A 16,834-nucleotide genomic window follows, 5' to 3' on the forward strand; every position below is an offset into this window, starting at 1 on the left:
GGCCCTCACTTGCCGTAGGCGAGCATCAACTTCTCCTTCGCATCGTCATTGCCGGTCAGCCGTGTGGTCGAGAGGTAGAACCGTCCGTCGACCCAGTCGACCGACTTGTTGAAGAAGCTGTTCTCGATGCTCGCGACGCCCTGCGGGTTCCGCATCAGCTCGGTCGGCTCGTGGTCGCCGCCGCCGACGGGGATGGCCACGATCCGCCCGCCCGCGTCGTACGACGGATCGACGTAGGCGATGAGCTTGCCGCCCTCGACCTTCATCGGCCGCATGAACTCCTCGGCCGGGGACTCGACCCGCCACCGCTCCTTGCCGTCGTCGAGGCCGACGGCGACGATCTCGTTGGCCCCGGTGGTCGCCCTGGTCGGCAGGTAGAGGGTGTTCCCGTCGACGACGACGCCCTCGCAGCCCTGGAGGTCGCGCGCGAGGACGGCCCAGCCGCAGCCGGGGGCGAAGTCCTCGTCGACGGTGACCTGGGAACGGAACTTCCCGCTGCCGGTGAGGGCGGAGATGTTCCAGGCCTTCTTGTCCTCGTTGGTGCTGTAGACGACCACCGGGTCGACGGAGTAGGCGCGCTCGATGCGCCACCCCTTGTCGAACTTCCGGGTCCACTTCACCTTGCCGGTCCTCGGGTCGAGCTCCCGGAGCTCGTCGTGCTCGTCGGCGCCGCCGGTGCCGCAGGACGCGACCTGGAGCAGCCGCTCACCGCCCGCGAAGGCGGTGGGGAAGCAGGGGGCGTCACCGTACTTCTTCGCGTCGAACAGCTTCTTGCCACTGGTCACGTCGTACGCCGTGCCGGACTGCGAGCGGCCCACCATCAGCGTGTCGCCGGTGAGGGACATCTCGATGGAGAGCGCGGAGTCGAACAGCGTGCCGTCGGCGACCTCCTGCTTCCACCCCTTCTCACCGGTGTCGAGGTCGACGAGCCGGAGCTGGTTGCACTCGGCGCGATCGCTGCTGCCGCTCATGTAGGCGATGACGACCTTGTTGTCGGACGTCGCGTTCCGCGTGACCGCGCAGATCCTCTGCGGGAAGGCGAGGGCGTCCCAGGCGGGCTTCCCGTCGCCGGCGTCGTAGGCGAAGAGCTCCTTGTAGGCGGCCTTCACGACCGTCCTGTCGGTGACCCACATGCCGGGGGCGTCGGCGCCGGAAGCGGGCGCGTCCGGCGCCTCCTTGTACCAGAGCACCCTGGACTCGCCGGCCCGGCGGCCCTCGTTGAGGTTCTCCGGGGCCTCGCCGCCGTCGCCGCTGCCGTCGCCCGGGTTGACCGGGGCGCCGGAGCTGTCGTCCGGCTCGGGGTCCCCGGTCTGCCGTGCGACGGGCTTCCTGTCCTTTGTGCCGTCGTCACCGGAGACGGCCCACACGGTGCCGCCGATCACCAGCAGCGCGGCCACCGCGGCGCCGATGACCATCACGGGCTTGCCCTTGAAGGGGCTGCGGGAGCCGGGCCCGCCGGGCGGCGGCGTGCCGGGCGCCCCGGGGAACTGCGGCTGCGGCGGGTACCCGGGCTGCCCGTAGGGTCCCGGCTGCTGCGGCCGGCCGTAGGGGCCGGAGGCGTACGGCCCGGGGTGGTACGGCCCGGGGTTGTACGGCCCCGGCTGCTGCTGGTGCCCGTATCCGGGCTGCGGCCGGCCCTGCGGCGGCGGAGGCGTCTGCGGAGCCCCGAAACCACCCCCCGGCGGCGGATCCTGCGGCGCTCCGAAGCCACCCTGCGGCGGCTGGTCGGGCGGCTGGGTCATCAGCGCGTTCCCCCTTGCTCACTGATTTTTAGCCACGCCCTGAGGTACGCGATGAACCCAGAGTCGTACTTCGGACGTTTCTCAGACCGGCCTCTTTGTATCACCCGGTACCGACACGCCACCGGGCCGCGTCCTCCCCTGTTCCCAAGGGAGAACCGGCCCGTGATGCCCCTGTGACGCGCGGGAACCCGGGAGGAGACCCAGGAAGCGCGGCACGTCCCCTTCACGCCGCGCGCGCCTCACGGCACGCGGACGGCGGGGTGGCTCAGGCGTCCTCGGCCAGTTCCAGCCAGCGCAGCTCCAGCTCTTCGCGCTGTCCGGCCAGTTCCCGCAACTCGGCGTCGAGTTCGGCCACCTTCGCGAAGTCGGTGGCGTGCTCGGCGATGGCGGCGTGCAGCTTGGTCTCCCTCTCGGAGACCTTGTCGAGCTGGCGCTCGATCTTCTGCAGTTCCTTCTTGGCGGCCCGCTGGTCGGCGGCGCTCCTCTCCGGGGCGACGCCCTGGGGCGCCGCGGCCGGAGCGGAGGCCGCGGCGGCGGCCTCCTCCATCCGCTTGCGCCGCTCCAGGTACTCGTCGATCCCGCGCGGCAGCATCCGCAGGGTGCCGTCACCGAGGAGCGCGAACACCCGGTCCGTGGTGCGCTCGACGAAGAACCGGTCGTGGGAGATGACGATCATCGAGCCGGGCCAGCCGTCGAGGAGGTCCTCGAGCTGGGTGAGGGTCTCGATGTCGAGGTCGTTGGTGGGCTCGTCGAGGAAGAGGACGTTGGGCTCGTCCATCAGCAGCCGCAGCAGCTGCAGCCGCCGCCGCTCACCGCCGGACAGGTCCCCGACCGGCGTCCACTGCTTCTCCTTGCTGAACCCGAACGTCTCGCACAGCTGCCCGGCGGTCATCTCGCGCCCCTTGCCGAGGTCGACGCGCTCGCGCACCTGCTGCACGGCCTGGAGCACCCGCCAGGTGGGGTCGAGCTCGGCGACCTCCTGGGAGAGGTAGGCGAGCCTGACCGTCTTGCCGACCCGGACGCGGCCCCCTGCGGGCTGCGCCTCCCCTTCGCTGCGGGCCGCCTCGGCGAGCGCCCGCAGCAGGGACGTCTTGCCCGCCCCGTTGACCCCGACCAGACCGACGCGGTCGCCGGGCCCGAGCTGCCAGGTGACGTGCTCGAGCAGCACCTTGGGCCCGGCCTGGACGGTGACGTCCTCCAGGTCGAACACCGTCTTGCCGAGCCGCGAGGAGGCGAACTTCATCAGCTCGCTGCTGTCACGCGGCGGGGGGACGTCCCTGATCAGCTCGTTGGCGGCCTCGACGCGGAAGCGCGGCTTGGACGTCCGCGCGGGAGCGCCGCGCCGCAGCCAGGCCAGCTCCTTGCGGACCAGGTTCTGCCGCTTGACCTCCTCGGTGGCGGCGATGCGCTCGCGCTCCGCGCGGGCGAAGACGTAGTCGGAGTAGCCGCCCTCGTACTCGTACACGTCACCGCGCTGCACGTCCCACATGCGGGTGCAGACCTGGTCGAGGAACCAGCGGTCGTGGGTGACGCAGACGAGCGCGGAGCGGCGGGTCCGCAGGTGCTGGGCGAGCCAGGCGATGCCCTCGACGTCGAGGTGGTTCGTCGGCTCGTCGAGGACGATCAGGTCCTGCTCCTCGATGAGCAGCTTGGCGAGCGCGATGCGCCTGCGCTCACCGCCGGACAGCGGTCCGATGACGGTGTCCAGGCCCTTGGGGAACCCCGGCAGGTCCAGTCCGCCGAACAGCCCGGTCAGCACGTCCCTGACCTTGGCGTTCCCGGCCCACTCGTGGTCGGCCAGGTCGCCGATGACCTCGTGCCGGACGGTGGCGGCCGGGTCGAGGGAGTCGTGCTGGGTGAGCACCCCGATCCGCAGCCCGCCGGAGTGCGTCACCCGCCCGGTGTCGGCCTCCTCCAGCCTGGCCAGCATCCGGATGAGGGTGGTCTTGCCGTCCCCGTTGCGCCCCACCACCCCGATCCGGTCCCCTTCGGAGACGCCGAGGGAAATCCCGTCGAGCAACGCGCGTGTGCCGTACACCTTGCTGACGTTCTCGACATTGACCAGATTGACGGCCATTTCTCTCCTGCCCGGTGGATCGATCAGCTCTCAAGCGTAGGCCCTCCCGGCCCGCGACCGGCGCGCCGGAAGATCGTCACTCTTCGTGATGACGCGATCGGAAACGGGCGGCTACCGTAGGGGGCAGGCAGCAGGATCCCGTCCATGGGAGGAACCATGACCGCCGAGTCCGTAGAGCACCGCCACCCGCACTGGCCGGTGCCACCCCAGGACGGCTACACCGTGGACGACCTGTTCACGCTGCCTGATCTCCCGCCGCACACCGAGTTGATCGACGGGAGCCTGGTCTTCGTGAGCCCGCAGCGGGATTTCCACAGCATCGTCATCGACCTGCTGGTCGACGGGCTTCGCCGGACCGTCCCGCCCGGGTTCAGGATCAGGCGGGAAATGACCGTCGTCCTCGACCGGCGCAATGGCCCCGAGCCCGATGTGAGCGTGGTCCGCACCGACGCGATCACCGGATCGGGCCAGACACGCTACGCGGCGAAGGACGTGCTCCTCGCCATCGAGGTCGTCTCCCCGGACTCCGAGTCCCGCGACCGCACCACCAAGCCGCAGAAGTACGCGATCGCGGGAATCCCGAACTTCTGGCGCGTCGAGGAGAACGGCGTGAGCGGCAGGCCTGTCGTCCACGTCTACGAGCTGGATCCGCTCACCAAGGCATACGTGCACATGGGCATGCACCGTGACCGCATCAAGGTCGACAAGCCCTACTCCATCGACATCGACCTGACCGCCGTCGACGAGCTCTGAGGGCCGGGCCCCTCAGACGACCGTTGCTCCCGGTACCGGCCCCGACGCCATGCGTACGTCGCGGCAGGTGCCGGAGGCCCGCAGGGCGCCCGCGATCCCCTCCGCCTCCTCCGCGTCCCGCGCCAGGAACGCCGTCGTCGGCCCCGAGCCCGACACCAGCGAGGCCAGTGCCCCCGCCGCACGCCCCGCCGCCAGCGTGTCCGCCAGCTCCGGGAACAGCGACAGCGCCGCCGGCTGGAGGTCGTTGGAGACGGTGGCGGCGAGCGCGTCGGCGTCGCCCTTGGCCAGGGCGTCGAGCAGTTCCCGCGAGGCGACCGGCTCCGGGATTCTCCGTCCCTGCCCCAGCCGGTCGAACTCCCGGAACACCGCCGGCGTCGACAGCCCCCGCGCGGCCATCGCGAACACCCAGTGGAAGGCGCCGCCGACCTCCAGCTCCGTCAGCCTCTCGCCCCGCCCGGTACCGAGCGCCGCCCCTCCCACCAGGCTGAACGGCACGTCGCTGCCCAGCTCGGCGCAGATGTCGAGGAGCTCCTCGCGCGAGGCGCCCGTCCCCCACAGCGTGTCGCACGCGAGCAGCGCCCCCGCGCCGTCCGCGCTGCCGCCCGCCATCCCGCCCGCGACGGGGATGTCCTTGGCGATGTGGAGGTGGACGTCCGCGTCACGGCCGTACCGCTCGGCGAGCAGCAGGGCCGCGCGGGCGGCGAGGTTCGTGCGGTCGAGCGGGACCTGGCCGGCGTCGGGGCCGGCGCAGGTCACCCGCAGCTCGTCGGCCGCCGTGGCGGTGACCTCGTCGTGGAGCCCCACCGCGAGGAAGACGTTGGCCAGGTCGTGGTAGCCGTCGGGACGGGCGGCGCCGACCGCGAGCTGGACGTTGACCTTGGCGGGGACACGGACGGTGACGCTCACTGCTGACCCTGCTCCTTGTTCCCGGCGTTCCCGAAGCTCCCCGCGTTCTCGGCGATGCGCGCGAACTCCTCGACGGTCAGGGACTCCCCACGGGCCTGCGGCGACACCCCGGCGGCGACCAGGGCGGCCTCCGCGGCGGCCGCCGACCCCGCCCATCCGGCGAGCGCGGCCCGCAGCGTCTTGCGGCGCTGGGCGAAGGCCGCGTCCACGACGGCGAACACCTCGCGCCGGGAGGCGCTGGTCCTCAGCGGCTCCGCGCGGCGCACCAGCGAGACCAGCCCGCTGTCGACGTTCGGCGCGGGCCAGAAGACGTTCCGTCCGATGGCACCGGCCCGCTTGACCTCCGCGTACCAGTTGGCCTTGACCGAGGGCACGCCGTACACCTTCGAGCCGGGGGCGGCGGCGAGCCGGTCGGCGACCTCGGACTGGACCATGACGAGGGTGCGCTCGATGCTGGGGAAGCTCTCGAGCATGTGCAGCAGCACCGGGACGGCCACGTTGTAGGGCAGGTTCGCGACCAGGGCGGTCGGGGCGGGTCCGGGCAGCTCGGTGACGTGCATCGCGTCGGAGTGGACCAGCGCGAACCGCCCGGCCCGCTCGGGCATGCGGGCGGCGACGGTGGCGGGCAGCGCGGCGGCGAGGACGTCGTCGATCTCGACGGCGGTGACCCGGTCGGCGGCCTCGAGGAGCGCCAGCGTGAGCGAGCCGAGCCCCGGTCCGACCTCGACGACCACGTCGTCGGGGCGGACCCCGGCGGTGCGCACGATACGGCGCACCGTGTTGGCGTCGATGACGAAGTTCTGGCCGCGCTGTTTGGTGGGCCGTACGCCGAGGGCGGCCGCCAGTTCACGGATGTCGGCGGGGCCCAGGAGGGCGTCGGGGATGGGGCTGGTCACGGGACAAGGGTACGGGGCACGGGGGCCGGGCAGGTCACACCTGTGGATAACCGAAGGCGCGGGCCGTGTTCGCCCCGAGGGCGGTGGCGAGGGTGTCCTCGTCGACGCCCCGTACGGCCGCCATGGCGCGCACGGTCACCGGCACCAGATAGGGGGCGCCCGGCCGCCCGCGGTACGGCACCGGGGTCAGGAACGGCGCGTCGGTCTCCACCAGGACCAGCTCCAGCGGGGCCACGGCGAGCGCGTCCCGCAGGTTCTGCGCGTTCTTGAAGGTGACGTTGCCGGCGAACGACATGTAGTACCCGGCGCTCGCGCAGATCTCCGCCATCTCGGCGTCCCCGGAGTAGCAGTGGAAGACGGTGCGCTCGGGGGCGCCCTCCTCCTTCAGTACGCGCAGGACGTCGGCGTGGGCGTCGCGGTCGTGGATCACGAGGGTCTTGCCGTGCCGCTTGGCGATCTCTATGTGGGCGCGGAAGGACCGCTCCTGCGCCTCCTTGCCCTCCGGCCCGGTGCGGAAGTAGTCGAGGCCCGTCTCGCCGACGCCCTTGACCTGGGGCAGCGCGGCCAGCCGGTCGATCTCGGCGAGCGCCTCGTCCAGCCCCGCCTCCCCGCCGGGCTCGCGGGCGCCCTGCCGGGACCAGCCGTCCGGGTCCCCGTGGACGATGCGCGGGGCCTCGTTGGGGTGCAGCGCGACCGTCGCGTGGACGGCGTCGTACGCGGCCGCCGTGTCCGCCGCCCACCGGGACCCCTTGAGGTCGCAGCCGACCTGCACGACCGTCGTCACACCCACCGACGCGGCCTTGGCCAGGCTCTCCTCCACGGTGCCGGACTGCATGTCGAGGTGGGTGTGCGAGTCCGCGACCGGCACCCGCAGGGGCTCGGGGAGCGGCGGGGCGGCGTTCTTGTCGGAGGCGTTCGAAGGCATGCACCCGATCCTACGGAAGCGGCGCGGACGTCAGCTCGGCGTTCCGCGCGGAGGCGACCCGGCCCGGCCGCCGGATGCGCGCCACCACGTGGCCGTCGCAGCTGCGGCGGGCCGGTCCAGCGGGGAGGGGACGCCCCGGCCGTCCGCCACGTGCACCGCGAAGGGGTGGCCGTCGGTGCCGGTGCGGTGCTCTGTTCCGTGCGGCTGTTCCCGGCTGTTCCCGGCCGTGCCCGCGGCGCACGCGGGCGAACACGTACGACGCGTCGACGGCGGCGCCCGCGCGCAGCGCGGCCCGCCCGGTGATCCCGGTCGTCCCGCCGCGGCTGCCGGTCCGCTGGAGGGGCGGATCCGCCCCGGCTCCCGGTGGGCCACCGCGGGCCCGCGAGCGCGGGCGCGGGCGGGGCGGGGGCGGGGCGAGGAACGGCCGGGTGCCGGCGGGCTCCGGCCGTTCCTCGCCGAGACGCCCCGTGCCCTGCACCGCCGCGTGGGCGCGACCGGCCTCGCCCACGGCCGTCGGGGCCCGCGACGCCCCGGGCCCCCACGGCGTCGACCGGTCGCTCAGCCGAGATCGCGCTTCGCGCGCACCACCGCGTCGAACACCCGCCGCTTGGGAACCCCCGCTTCCACGGCCACCGCCGCGATCGCCTCCTTGCGCCGCTCCCCGGCTTCCTCCCGCACCCGCACCCGCCGCACCAGCCCGGCGTCGTCGATCTCCTCGGCCCCCTTCTCCGGCGCCCCCTCGACCACCACCGTGATCTCCCCGCGCACGCCCTCCGCCGCCCACGCGGCCAGCTCCGCCAGCGGACCGCGCCTGATCTCCTCGTACGTCTTGGTCAGCTCCCGGCAGACGGCGGCCCGCCGCTCCCCGCCGAACACCTCGGCCATCGCGGCGAGGGAGTCGTCGAGGCGGTGCGGGGCCTCGAAGTAGACGAGGGTGCGCCGCTCGTCGGCGACCTCGCGCAGCCGCCCCAGCCGCTCGCCGGCCTTCCGGGGCAGGAACCCCTCGAAACAGAACCGGTCCACGGGCAGCCCGGACAGGGCGAGCGCGGTGAGCACCGCGGACGGCCCCGGCACCGCGGTGACCCTGACGTCCCGTTCGACGGCCGCCGCGACCAGCCGGTAGCCGGGGTCGGACACGGACGGCATCCCGGCGTCCGTCACCAGCAGCACGCGCGCGCCGCCCGCCAGTTCCTCGACCAGTTCGGGCGTGCGGGCGGACTCGTTGCCCTCGAAGTACGACACGACCCGCCCCTTGGGGGTGACGCCGAGCGCCTGGGTGAGACGCCTCAGCCGCCGCGTGTCCTCGGCGGCGACGACGTCGGCGCCCGCCAGTTCCTCCGCGAGCCGGGGCGGGGCGTCGGAGAGGTCGCCGATGGGGGTGCCTGCGAGTACGAGGATTCCGGTCACTCCCCCATCCTCCCAGGACCGGACGGAGCCGGGGCATACCGGCCATGCGCGGGACTCGCACAGCCCTGTTCCCTACGATGGCGCGGTGACCAGTACCGCGTCCTCCACGGACACCCGGCAGGACCAGGCGCCGCACGAAGAGCGGCCGTCGTGGCAGCAGCGGCTGCGCCGTTTCGGCTACCCGGCGCCGGGTCCGGCCGGAGGTGACGCCCGCGGGGCCGACGCCCGCGAGGGCGACGTCCGCGACCGCCTGGTGCCGCCGTACACGGAGCCGTCGAAGCGGCTGTGGGACACGCTCGGGGTGCCGCCGGTGCTCGCGGGGCGCATCGTCCGCTGGTCGGGGTGGGGCGGTCCGCTCCTGGTCGCACTGCTGGCGGGCGTGCTCCGGTTCTGGAACCTGGGCCGTCCGAAGGCGGTGATATTCGACGAGACGTACTACGCCAAGGACGCGTGGGCGCTGGTCCACCGCGGGTTCGAGGTCAACTGGGACAAGAACGCCAACGACCTGATCCTCTCGGGCGGCGCCGTCCCCATCCCGACCGAGGCGGCGTACGTCGTGCATCCGCCGGTCGGCAAGTACGTGATCGGGCTGGGCGAGCTGATCTTCGGCTTCGACCCGTTCGGCTGGCGGTTCATGACGGCCCTGCTCGGCACGGTCTCGGTGCTGATGCTGTGCCGGATCGGCCGGCGCCTGTTCCGCTCCACGTTCCTCGGCTGTCTCGCGGGCGCGCTGATGGCGGTGGACGGGCTGCACTTCGTGATGAGCCGGACCTCGCTGCTCGACGGCGTGCTGATGTTCTTCGTGCTGGCGGCGTTCGGCTGTCTGGTGGTCGACCGGGACCGGGCGCGCGAGAGGCTCGCCGCCGCGCTGCCCGTGGACCCGGACGGCCGGGTACGCCCGGACGCGTACGTCGCCGAGAACGCCCGGATCGGCTTCCGTCCCTGGCGCCTGGCGGCGGGCCTCATGCTGGGTCTGGCGATCGGCACGAAGTGGAACGGCCTCTACATCATGGCCGCGTTCTGCGTGATGGCGGTGCTGTGGGACGTCGGTGCGCGCCGGGTCGCCGGCGCGCACCGGCCCCGCCTCGCGGTCCTGAGGCGCGACCTGGGCTGGGCGTTCCTGTCGACCGTGCCGGTCGCGGTGGTCACCTACTTCGCCTCCTGGACCGGCTGGATCCTCTCCCCGGCCGACGGCACCGGCGGCTACTACCGCGACTGGGCGGCCAAGGACGGCAGGGACAGCGCCTGGTCGTGGCTGCTGCCCGACTGGTGGCGCAGCCTGTGGCACTACGAGAACCAGGTCTACGACTTCCACGTCGGCCTGTCGTCGCCGCACCCCTACGAGTCCAACCCGTGGAGCTGGATCGTCACCGGCCGCCCGGTCTCCTACTTCTACGAGTCCCCCGCCCCCGGCACGGACGGCTGTCCGGTCGACGCGGGTGAGAAGTGCGCCCACGAGGTGCTGGCCCTCGGCACCCCGATGCTGTGGTGGACGGCCTGCTTCGCGATCCTGTACGTCCTGTGGCGCTGGCTGTTCCGCCGCGACTGGCGGGCCGGCGCGATCGCCTGCGGCATCGCGGCCGGCTACGCGCCCTGGTTCCTCTACCAGGAGCGCACGATCTTCTTCTTCTACGCCGTCGTCTTCCTCCCCTTCCTCTGCCTGGCCGTGGCGATGCTCCTGGGCGCCCTCGTCGGTCCGCCCCGCTCCACCGACACCCGCCGTGTCGCGGGCGCGACGGCGGCGGGCGTGCTGACCCTGCTGATCGTCTGGAACTTCATCTACTTCTGGCCCATCTACACCGGCCAGTCCATCCCGCTCGACGACTGGCGGTCGCGGATGTGGCTGGATACCTGGGTTTAGCTGGGCAGACACACCACGAGGGCGCGGCAGACTGCCGCGCCCTCGTGGTCGTTGTTGGTCGTCAGCGGTTGTCGTGGGCCACCCTCGGACGGCCCGGAGACGGCCCACTACTGGCTCTGCAGGAGATTCACCGCGGGTTCAGAAGGCCTGCGTAGGGGTTCACGGCGGGCAGTAGCCACCGCTTTAGGGTTCTCTTTTACGGCTGTTGGCACCCAGCCAGCTGAGATGCGACCGCCGTAGACGGCTTCCTCTGACCGCCGCCGTCCGTGCTCGTTGACGAGAGGGGCGGACGTTAGCGCGGCGTCAGATCACGTTCCGGAGAGAGCTTGCTGCGTCCGCGCCCAGTCGCAGCAAGTGCCTGCTTACTCGCGCCACAACGCTGCTCGATAGACAGGTCGCCGCTTTCGCGGCCCCGACGCGCGACACTCAGGCAGGCTGCGGACCTCCGTTCCTGATCGGGCCAACCTTGTCAAGGACCTCTATCGGCGCGGCAATCTTCGCTAGACTACGATCCTCAATAGTGGACGACACCATAGCGTGGGGACCGTGACCTTCTACGAGATAGTCGACGTAGTGACTACGTCACTTGGAATCCCTCTTTCGCTGGCAGGTTTCGGGCTGACTTTTTGGCAGGCAAGGGGTGCAAAGAAGGCCGCCGAACAGGCACGCGATGCAGCCCAGTCCACTCGCGAACGCATCATCCGCTCTTCCCTAATCGCCTTAATTCATCAACTTATCAAAACAGAAGAGGAGCTGGATCGAGCCGTTCATGAGGGTGAACCGCGCGTGGCTATCTCGTGGATCAACACTTGGAAGTGGCAAGCAAGTCAGGCGAGGGGTCTGCTAAAAGCTTCCGATTCAGATGAACAGAAGATTATGCGAGGCTTGCAGACCTCTATCGTCGCCGCGGGGGAGGCCAAGAATATCCTGATCTCGAACCCCGGCGACCTTGTGGCCGACACGGCCAACGTAAGAACGTCTATCGTCAAGGTAACAGGCGAGCTTAGTTCCCTGGCTGCGAGCTTGGGATTCCAGATCGGAGAATAGTAGAATGGTACACGACGCCCGCCTTGTCGAAATCGTTGACGCCTTGTTGAACCTAACCACGGCACGTCGCCTTGATTGGGATAGCATCGGATCAGCGCGCGCAGAAAAGTACGCAACTTCTCTTTCCTCAACCTCCTTCGTCGTGTACAGCAAGGACAATGATGGGCAGCACCCCTTTGTGGTTGAACTGAGGAATGCAAACGGCGATCTAGTGGAGAGCATTCGAAGTCGTCCTGTACGTCCAAGGATGCGCCGAGTGCGAGATGAATCGGAAACAGAAGACCCCGCTGTGGTCGCACGACGCAAAGACGACGAAAGTTTCAACAAGAAAATACAGGAACTTTACAGCCGAGCGCGCCGAAATGCCATGAACGTTGACTCATTCATTGATGAGGTTCTTGAACAACTAAGGGCCCAGGGTATCGATAGCGACGAAGCCTGAGGGCTGCGGAGCGGGTTTGGCCGGTGGCCTGCCCAGTCTGAGGTCGGGCATGATCAGGTGCCGTACGCTAGTCGGCGGCTCGGGAAGGCTTTTGGACCTGCCCGCAATATGCACGAGCGGCCCCCTGGTCTTGCTCAACGCGGGCCCAGGCCGGGGAGGTGGCTAAGGCCGTGGAACCGACGGACCTCAGCGACGATGTGTCCCTCTTTGAGCTCGACAGTCGATTGCTGTGTGCATAGCACGGGCGCCAGTCGGGCTGAAGCGGGGCGGGGATAGGAGCGCTGGCCCGGCTGGGGCACAGACTGCGCGCAGCGAGCCGCCTTAATGGAGTGAGGATGTTGTACTGCGCTGGAAAACGACGGTCTTCAGTGCCAGCCGGTTCGCCGTGCATCCATCTTGCGTGACCTTTGCTTATCGCAAGACGTAGCGCGCTCAGCGCCCCAGGGTGGCCGGAAGTTGGCCACCCTGGGCCTCGCAGGCCTCCTGCACTCCCGTCACTTCCGCACTGCGGAATCTGTCACGAGTCGGCTTGTAAACCCGGTGTCGCGCAGTCGCTCATACGCTGCGGCCACGTCATCGGGGATGTGCTGCTCGATCATGAATCCCTGTTGCGGGTAGATCATGAGCCGCTGCTGCGCGCCGGCCAGCATGTCGATGACCAGGCGTGCGTCTCCAATCGAGTCGACGTAGTCAGCCAGGGTCATGGGCGTGGATGCGCTGACCCACTCGACTTCGGGCCACAGTTTGCGGGCGGTGGCGTAGGCCCGTCGTTCCTCGTACGGCTTGCTGATCAGGAGGACGGAGGACACAGCGGCTCCGCGCTCTTCCAGGAGTGCACGGGAGAAGCGGATGTTCTCTCCTGTGTTCCGGGCCCGCGGTTCAACGAGGATGGCATCGGCCGGCACCCCCAGTTCCATCGCCCGCTCGCGGTAATGCTCAGCCTCGCCACGCGGCATGCGGTCGCGTGTGGTGCGGCTGGTTGCCCCGGTGAAGACGATCAGCGGCATCATGCCCCGGTGGTAGAGATCGGCGGTTGTGTCCGCGACTCCAAGGTCATGACTGCCGAGTCCGATCGCGACAGAGCATGGGCGCAGCTCGTGCCCCATCTGCTGGAAGTCCCACAGCCGTTGAGCGTCGGCCCATGCCTGTGCTGAAATCACTTGCTCTCGCCCTCCGCTTTCGCTGAGTCGGGGACCTTGAAGTCGTACGTCCAGGCGAAGCGTGTCGCCGCGTGAACGCCGACCGCGAACTCCACCACGGTGCCGTCGGCCGTGTACGTCGTCCGGTGCAGCTCCACCACCCACTCACCCGGTGCGAGTTGGAGGAGCTGGACTTCGTCCGCCGTGGGAATGCGTGCGAACAGCGTCTCCTGCATGTGGTCGATCTCGTATCCGGCGTCGTACAGGACACGGAAGCCACCGCCCCGGCCGGCGGGCCCCGGCGTCGGGTCGACGATGCGCGTCCCTTCTACGTGCTCGGGACGGTAGTAGCTGGTCAGCGTGTGCGTCGGTTGTGAGCCTTCCTTGACCACGCGCGCACGTGCGTAGACCTCCGCACCTTCCGGCAGACCGTGTGCCTGGGCGACGACGGCCGGCGCCGTCACACGGCTGACGGTCTGGGTCTGTTCGTTCCGCTTATACGAACGTCCGGACGCCACTCGGTCCGCGATGAACGCCACCTCATCGCCGTCCCGCCACTTGGCCTTGTCGTACCGCGCGATGCCGAGCCGCTTAAGCGGGGCCCGCTCACGGACGACCGTGCCGTGTCCGCGCGACGACGTGACCAGCCCTTCGGCCTCCAACGCCTTGTAGGCCGCATGAACCGTGGACTTCGAGCCTTCGCCCGCTTCCACCAGGTCCCTGATCTGCGGCAACTGGGCACCGGGCGCGTACTCGCCGTTCCTGATCTGTTCGGCCAGTCGGTCCGCAAGCTCCCGCCACTTGGGCGCCATGCAGCACTCCTCTCGACATCGACCAGTGAAACACAGTCCCAGGACTGTTGACAGTCCTGGGACTGTGCGTCATGGTCTTATCGAACGGCTCGCAGTCCTAGGACAGCGAGTCCGGAGCATCCCTATTGGGCTGCTCCCATGCCGCCCGGAGGGCTCCGTGAAACGGGCTCGAAGGAAGCGCAAGCGCCTTGAGAACTTCACACAGGGAACTGCCGGCAACCCGTGGTCCGCCTGCCCGAAGGGGTCGGAAACAAGGCGGAGAAGACCGGCGCACCCCGTACGGCACCCGATCGGTTCGAATCCGATCCGGGGCACTTCGGCCGCTGCTCAGTGGCCGCGCCGCGTGTGACACGCGGCTTTCTCCAACAACGGCGCACACCCCCGGAGGGCCAACTCCGGGGGTGCTGTTCGGGCCGTTCCACCGCTGAGAGGAACACGACCCAATGGAGCACATCGTCACTGTTCAGGACGCTGTTACCGCGTTCGCCGACTTCATGGAGCCGACGAACGCGGAGCTGGACGCGATTGAGCGGGAGATGCCCGTCATCCTGGCGGACGTCGACCTGCTGGACGCGCACATCACCACGCTGGACCGCACGCCGACCGAGCTGGATAACCGGCGCATCCGCCGGGCCCGCCGCCGCGCCCTCGCCGCCCGCGTCGCCCTGCTCAACCACACCACGGCCGCGAGCCTCCCGGGCGGTGCCGCGTGAGTGCCACCGACCGGAATCTGCTCGCCGCGCACGCCGAGGTGAAGGCGGAGATCACGCGCACGGACAGCAAGACGGCGTTGCTGCTGGCGTTCGTTGGGGCGGTGCTCGCCGGGGCCTGGACGGTCGCCCGTGACCTGCCGCTGAACCGGCCCGCCGTCGTCGCGGGCGGGGCCGGTCTGGCGCTGCTGGTCGTGGCGGCCGGTCTGCTGCTGCGGTCGGTCCGCCCGAACCTCAGTGGTCGGCACGGTTTCCCGCTGTGGGCGACGCTCACGGCGGAGGAGATCAGCGCGGTTGTCGACTGCGACCTGGCCGCCGACATCGCCGGACTGTCCCGGCTGGCGGTCGCCAAGTTCACCTGCCTGCGCCGCGCGGTCGACCTGATCCGCGCCGGCGGGGCGCTGCTCGTCCTGGCCGCCCTGCTCACCGCCGGGGGTGCGGCATGAGGACGCTGACGGCGCAGATGTCGAACAACGGCGGCGCGTGGCGCCTGTACGTGGTGCTGTACGGGGTGCCGGACTGGCCCACCGTCCGCTGGGCGCGCACGGGCCCGGTGCCGACCGTGGCGGAGCGTCGGCGCGCGTTGGCCGCCCTCGGCTACGAGGTGGCGCCGGGCGCGGTGTGGTCCTGGACGGAAGACCACCGGGACCCCGACGACGACAGCACGCCGGTTGTGCTGATCGCGGCCGTCAGGGTGCGCGGTCGGAACGGGGATGCGGCATGAACGCGAAGACCGTTCTTCCGGCCGTCGCGATGACGGCCGTGTCCATGGTCCTCACCCTCGCGGTGGTGGTGATGTGGCTCGGCACGGCCATGCCGTGGCCGGTGGCCGTGGTCGTCGGTCTGGGCATCGATGGCGGATGGCTGGCCACCCTCGCCTACGAACGCCGTCTCGCCGCTCAGGGTGATCACAACGCCGCCGTGACCGCCGTTGGCTGGTCCTTCGGTCTGCTCGCCACCGCCGTGCTGGTGGCGCACGCGTTGACCGCCGAGCACTCCGCCGGGGCGTGGCTGGCCGTGGCGTGGCTGCCGATCGCCGCCAAGGCCCTGTGGTTGGTCCATGGCCTGTGGGAGCGCACCGCACTGACCCCGCTCGCCCTCGATGCGATCCGGGGGATTCAGCAGGAAGCGCGCGACGAAGCGGCCGTGGCCCGCGCCCGGCTCCGGGCGGAAGCGGCCACCGAGGAGACCCGGCTGACGGCCGTGACGGCGGCCGGGGCCCGCGTCGCCCGCGTCCAGGCCAAGACCGCACAGACCCTCTCTTCCGCGTGGTCGACCCTGGAGACAGCCCGCGCCGGCGAGGAGACCGGCAGGGCGCTCACCAGCGTGACGACCCGCGTCACACCCGGCGTCACACCCCGCTGGGAACTCCCGGTGTGGGGCCCGTCGGAGCCGCTCACCGCCCGCTCGCTGGAGGCCGCACCGGCCCTCACCGATAACGCGCTGGACGTCATCGTCGACGAGATCCGCACCAGCGAAACCCCGGCTCTGTCCTACCGCGAGATGGCCGCCCGCTTCCGGGCCGCCGGCCACTCCGCCTCGGAAGTTCGGTTGCGGGCCGCGTGGAAGCGCGTCGCCTGACCGCTACAGGTTGTCGAAGATCCGCGCGACAGCCGACCAGAAGCGAACCCAGCGGCGGTGCTGCTTGCTGCAGTACCGCCGCTTACGCCACCAACCGCGCGGCTGCTCCACCGGCGCAAGACACCACCTGCACGGCCGCGTATGGACCGCAGAGTCCCCACCCATGCCGCACACCGTAACGGCCTCCCTGTGCCCACACGGACTGAAGGGATCACCTGATGAGCAACGCCGACATCCGCCGCCTGGACCGCGAAATCCAGGCGACCACGAAGAAGCTGGAGGCCGTGCGGCGCGGTGAGTTGTGGCCGTTGAACGGCCGCGAGCGCCGCGCCATGGCCCGCGCCGTCACCAGCGGCGCCTACCGCACCCTGAGGGGCCGCAGCACCGGCCGCGCGGAGCAGCAGATCGAGTCCACCGGCAGCGCCGCCGAGATGCGGCTGACCGCCGAACTGAACGCGCTGCACGGCGAGCGGCAGCGGCTCATCACCGAGGCCGCCCGCGAAAAGGCCGCCAAGAAGTCGTCCGGCTGGTGGTGA

At 70.5% G+C, this 16,834-nt stretch carries 17 protein-coding genes; 9 read left to right on the top strand and 8 right to left on the bottom strand.

Annotated elements, in window-relative coordinates:
* Window positions 1-5: 5 nt before the first annotated feature.
* Complete coding sequence (locus KYY02_RS15215; protein ID WP_371238476.1) at window positions 6-1,742, bottom strand: outer membrane protein assembly factor BamB family protein; 1,737 nt, start codon at window positions 1,740-1,742, stop codon at window positions 6-8.
* A 265-nt stretch (window positions 1,743-2,007) separates the two neighbouring features.
* Window positions 2,008-3,819 carry an ABC-F family ATP-binding cassette domain-containing protein gene (locus tag KYY02_RS15220; protein ID WP_371238477.1) on the bottom strand — a complete coding sequence of 604 codons (1,812 nt, stop codon included), beginning with the start codon at window positions 3,817-3,819 and terminating at the stop codon, window positions 2,008-2,010.
* A gap of 144 nt (window positions 3,820-3,963) precedes the next feature.
* Between KYY02_RS15220 and KYY02_RS15225 the strand changes: the two genes are divergently transcribed.
* The gene (locus KYY02_RS15225) at window positions 3,964-4,572 is read left to right on the top strand and encodes a Uma2 family endonuclease (protein ID WP_371238478.1); all 609 of its coding nucleotides are present in this window, start codon (window positions 3,964-3,966) and stop codon (window positions 4,570-4,572) included.
* Between the two features lie 12 nt (window positions 4,573-4,584).
* Here the strand turns inward: KYY02_RS15225 and KYY02_RS15230 are convergent, their stop codons facing one another.
* The 4 genes from KYY02_RS15230 to rsmI form a co-directional block, all read right to left on the bottom strand.
* Complete coding sequence (locus KYY02_RS15230; protein WP_371238479.1) at window positions 4,585-5,478, bottom strand: 4-(cytidine 5'-diphospho)-2-C-methyl-D-erythritol kinase; 894 nt, start codon at window positions 5,476-5,478, stop codon at window positions 4,585-4,587.
* Window positions 5,475-6,374, bottom strand: a complete 900-nt coding sequence (gene rsmA, locus KYY02_RS15235; protein WP_371238480.1) for a 16S rRNA (adenine(1518)-N(6)/adenine(1519)-N(6))-dimethyltransferase RsmA — start codon at window positions 6,372-6,374, stop codon at window positions 5,475-5,477. The genes KYY02_RS15230 and rsmA overlap by 4 nt, the downstream gene beginning before the upstream one ends.
* 34 nt (window positions 6,375-6,408) lie before the next feature.
* Window positions 6,409-7,299, bottom strand: a complete 891-nt coding sequence (locus KYY02_RS15240) for a TatD family hydrolase (protein WP_371238481.1) — start codon at window positions 7,297-7,299, stop codon at window positions 6,409-6,411.
* A 558-nt stretch (window positions 7,300-7,857) separates the two neighbouring features.
* Window positions 7,858-8,706, bottom strand: coding sequence for a 16S rRNA (cytidine(1402)-2'-O)-methyltransferase (gene rsmI / locus KYY02_RS15245; protein ID WP_371238482.1), 849 nt, complete (start codon window positions 8,704-8,706; stop codon window positions 7,858-7,860).
* Window positions 8,707-8,791: 85 nt separating this feature from the next.
* On the opposite strand from rsmI, the gene KYY02_RS15250 reads away from it, so the two are divergent.
* The 3 genes from KYY02_RS15250 (at window position 8,792) to KYY02_RS15260 (ending at window position 12,056) form a co-directional block, all read left to right on the top strand.
* Complete coding sequence (locus tag KYY02_RS15250; RefSeq protein ID WP_371238483.1) at window positions 8,792-10,567, top strand: dolichyl-phosphate-mannose--protein mannosyltransferase; 1,776 nt, start codon at window positions 8,792-8,794, stop codon at window positions 10,565-10,567.
* Between the two features lie 546 nt (window positions 10,568-11,113).
* Window positions 11,114-11,614 carry a hypothetical protein gene (locus KYY02_RS15255; RefSeq protein WP_371238484.1) on the top strand — a complete coding sequence of 167 codons (501 nt, stop codon included), beginning with the start codon at window positions 11,114-11,116 and terminating at the stop codon, window positions 11,612-11,614.
* A gap of 4 nt (window positions 11,615-11,618) precedes the next feature.
* Entirely contained in the window at window positions 11,619-12,056 is a 438-nt protein-coding gene (locus KYY02_RS15260) for a hypothetical protein (RefSeq protein ID WP_371238485.1), read from the top strand.
* A gap of 494 nt (window positions 12,057-12,550) precedes the next feature.
* Here KYY02_RS15260 and KYY02_RS15265 read toward each other — a convergent pair whose 3' ends face one another.
* Both KYY02_RS15265 and KYY02_RS15270 read right to left on the bottom strand, forming a co-directional pair.
* Window positions 12,551-13,216, bottom strand: a complete 666-nt coding sequence (locus tag KYY02_RS15265) for a YdcF family protein (RefSeq protein ID WP_371238486.1) — start codon at window positions 13,214-13,216, stop codon at window positions 12,551-12,553.
* The gene (locus tag KYY02_RS15270) at window positions 13,213-14,007 is read right to left on the bottom strand and encodes a GntR family transcriptional regulator (protein WP_371238487.1); all 795 of its coding nucleotides are present in this window, start codon (window positions 14,005-14,007) and stop codon (window positions 13,213-13,215) included. The genes KYY02_RS15265 and KYY02_RS15270 overlap by 4 nt, the downstream gene beginning before the upstream one ends.
* A 443-nt stretch (window positions 14,008-14,450) precedes the next feature.
* On the opposite strand from KYY02_RS15270, the gene KYY02_RS15275 reads away from it, so the two are divergent.
* The 5 genes from KYY02_RS15275 (at window position 14,451) to KYY02_RS15295 (ending at window position 16,834) form a co-directional block, all read left to right on the top strand.
* A complete protein-coding gene (locus KYY02_RS15275) occupies window positions 14,451-14,720 on the top strand; it encodes a DUF6284 family protein (protein WP_371238488.1) in 270 nt (89 codons plus the stop codon).
* Window positions 14,717-15,163, top strand: coding sequence for a Pycsar system effector family protein (locus KYY02_RS15280; RefSeq protein WP_371238489.1), 447 nt, complete (start codon window positions 14,717-14,719; stop codon window positions 15,161-15,163). Before KYY02_RS15275 ends, KYY02_RS15280 begins: the two co-directional genes overlap by 4 nt.
* A complete protein-coding gene (locus KYY02_RS15285) occupies window positions 15,160-15,441 on the top strand; it encodes a DUF6303 family protein (protein ID WP_371238490.1) in 282 nt (93 codons plus the stop codon). The genes KYY02_RS15280 and KYY02_RS15285 overlap by 4 nt, the downstream gene beginning before the upstream one ends.
* Complete coding sequence (locus KYY02_RS15290; RefSeq protein ID WP_371238491.1) at window positions 15,438-16,298, top strand: protein spdB; 861 nt, start codon at window positions 15,438-15,440, stop codon at window positions 16,296-16,298. Before KYY02_RS15285 ends, KYY02_RS15290 begins: the two co-directional genes overlap by 4 nt.
* Window positions 16,299-16,516: 218 nt before the next feature.
* A complete protein-coding gene (locus KYY02_RS15295) occupies window positions 16,517-16,834 on the top strand; it encodes a hypothetical protein (protein ID WP_371238492.1) in 318 nt (105 codons plus the stop codon).

This window comes from Streptomyces pimonensis (assembly GCF_041380215.1).
GTDB lineage: Bacteria > Actinomycetota > Actinomycetes > Streptomycetales > Streptomycetaceae > Streptomyces > Streptomyces pimonensis.

What these genes read in the sequence shown, in the direction of transcription:
- KYY02_RS15215 (WP_371238476.1), bottom strand. Translation starts at nt 1,742, where the DNA reads ATGACCCAGCCGCCCGACCAGCCGCCGCAGGGTGGCTTCGGAGCGCCG.
- KYY02_RS15220 (WP_371238477.1), bottom strand. Translation starts at nt 3,819, where the DNA reads ATGGCCGTCAATCTGGTCAATGTCGAGAACGTCAGCAAGGTGTACGGC.
- KYY02_RS15225 (WP_371238478.1), top strand. Translation starts at nt 3,964, where the DNA reads ATGGGAGGAACCATGACCGCCGAGTCCGTAGAGCACCGCCACCCGCAC.
- KYY02_RS15240 (WP_371238481.1), bottom strand. Translation starts at nt 7,299, where the DNA reads ATGCCTTCGAACGCCTCCGACAAGAACGCCGCCCCGCCGCTCCCCGAG.
- KYY02_RS15260 (WP_371238485.1), top strand. Translation starts at nt 11,619, where the DNA reads ATGGTACACGACGCCCGCCTTGTCGAAATCGTTGACGCCTTGTTGAAC.
- KYY02_RS15270 (WP_371238487.1), bottom strand. Translation starts at nt 14,007, where the DNA reads ATGGCGCCCAAGTGGCGGGAGCTTGCGGACCGACTGGCCGAACAGATC.
- KYY02_RS15275 (WP_371238488.1), top strand. Translation starts at nt 14,451, where the DNA reads ATGGAGCACATCGTCACTGTTCAGGACGCTGTTACCGCGTTCGCCGAC.
- KYY02_RS15285 (WP_371238490.1), top strand. Translation starts at nt 15,160, where the DNA reads ATGAGGACGCTGACGGCGCAGATGTCGAACAACGGCGGCGCGTGGCGC.
- KYY02_RS15290 (WP_371238491.1), top strand. Translation starts at nt 15,438, where the DNA reads ATGAACGCGAAGACCGTTCTTCCGGCCGTCGCGATGACGGCCGTGTCC.
- KYY02_RS15295 (WP_371238492.1), top strand. Translation starts at nt 16,517, where the DNA reads ATGAGCAACGCCGACATCCGCCGCCTGGACCGCGAAATCCAGGCGACC.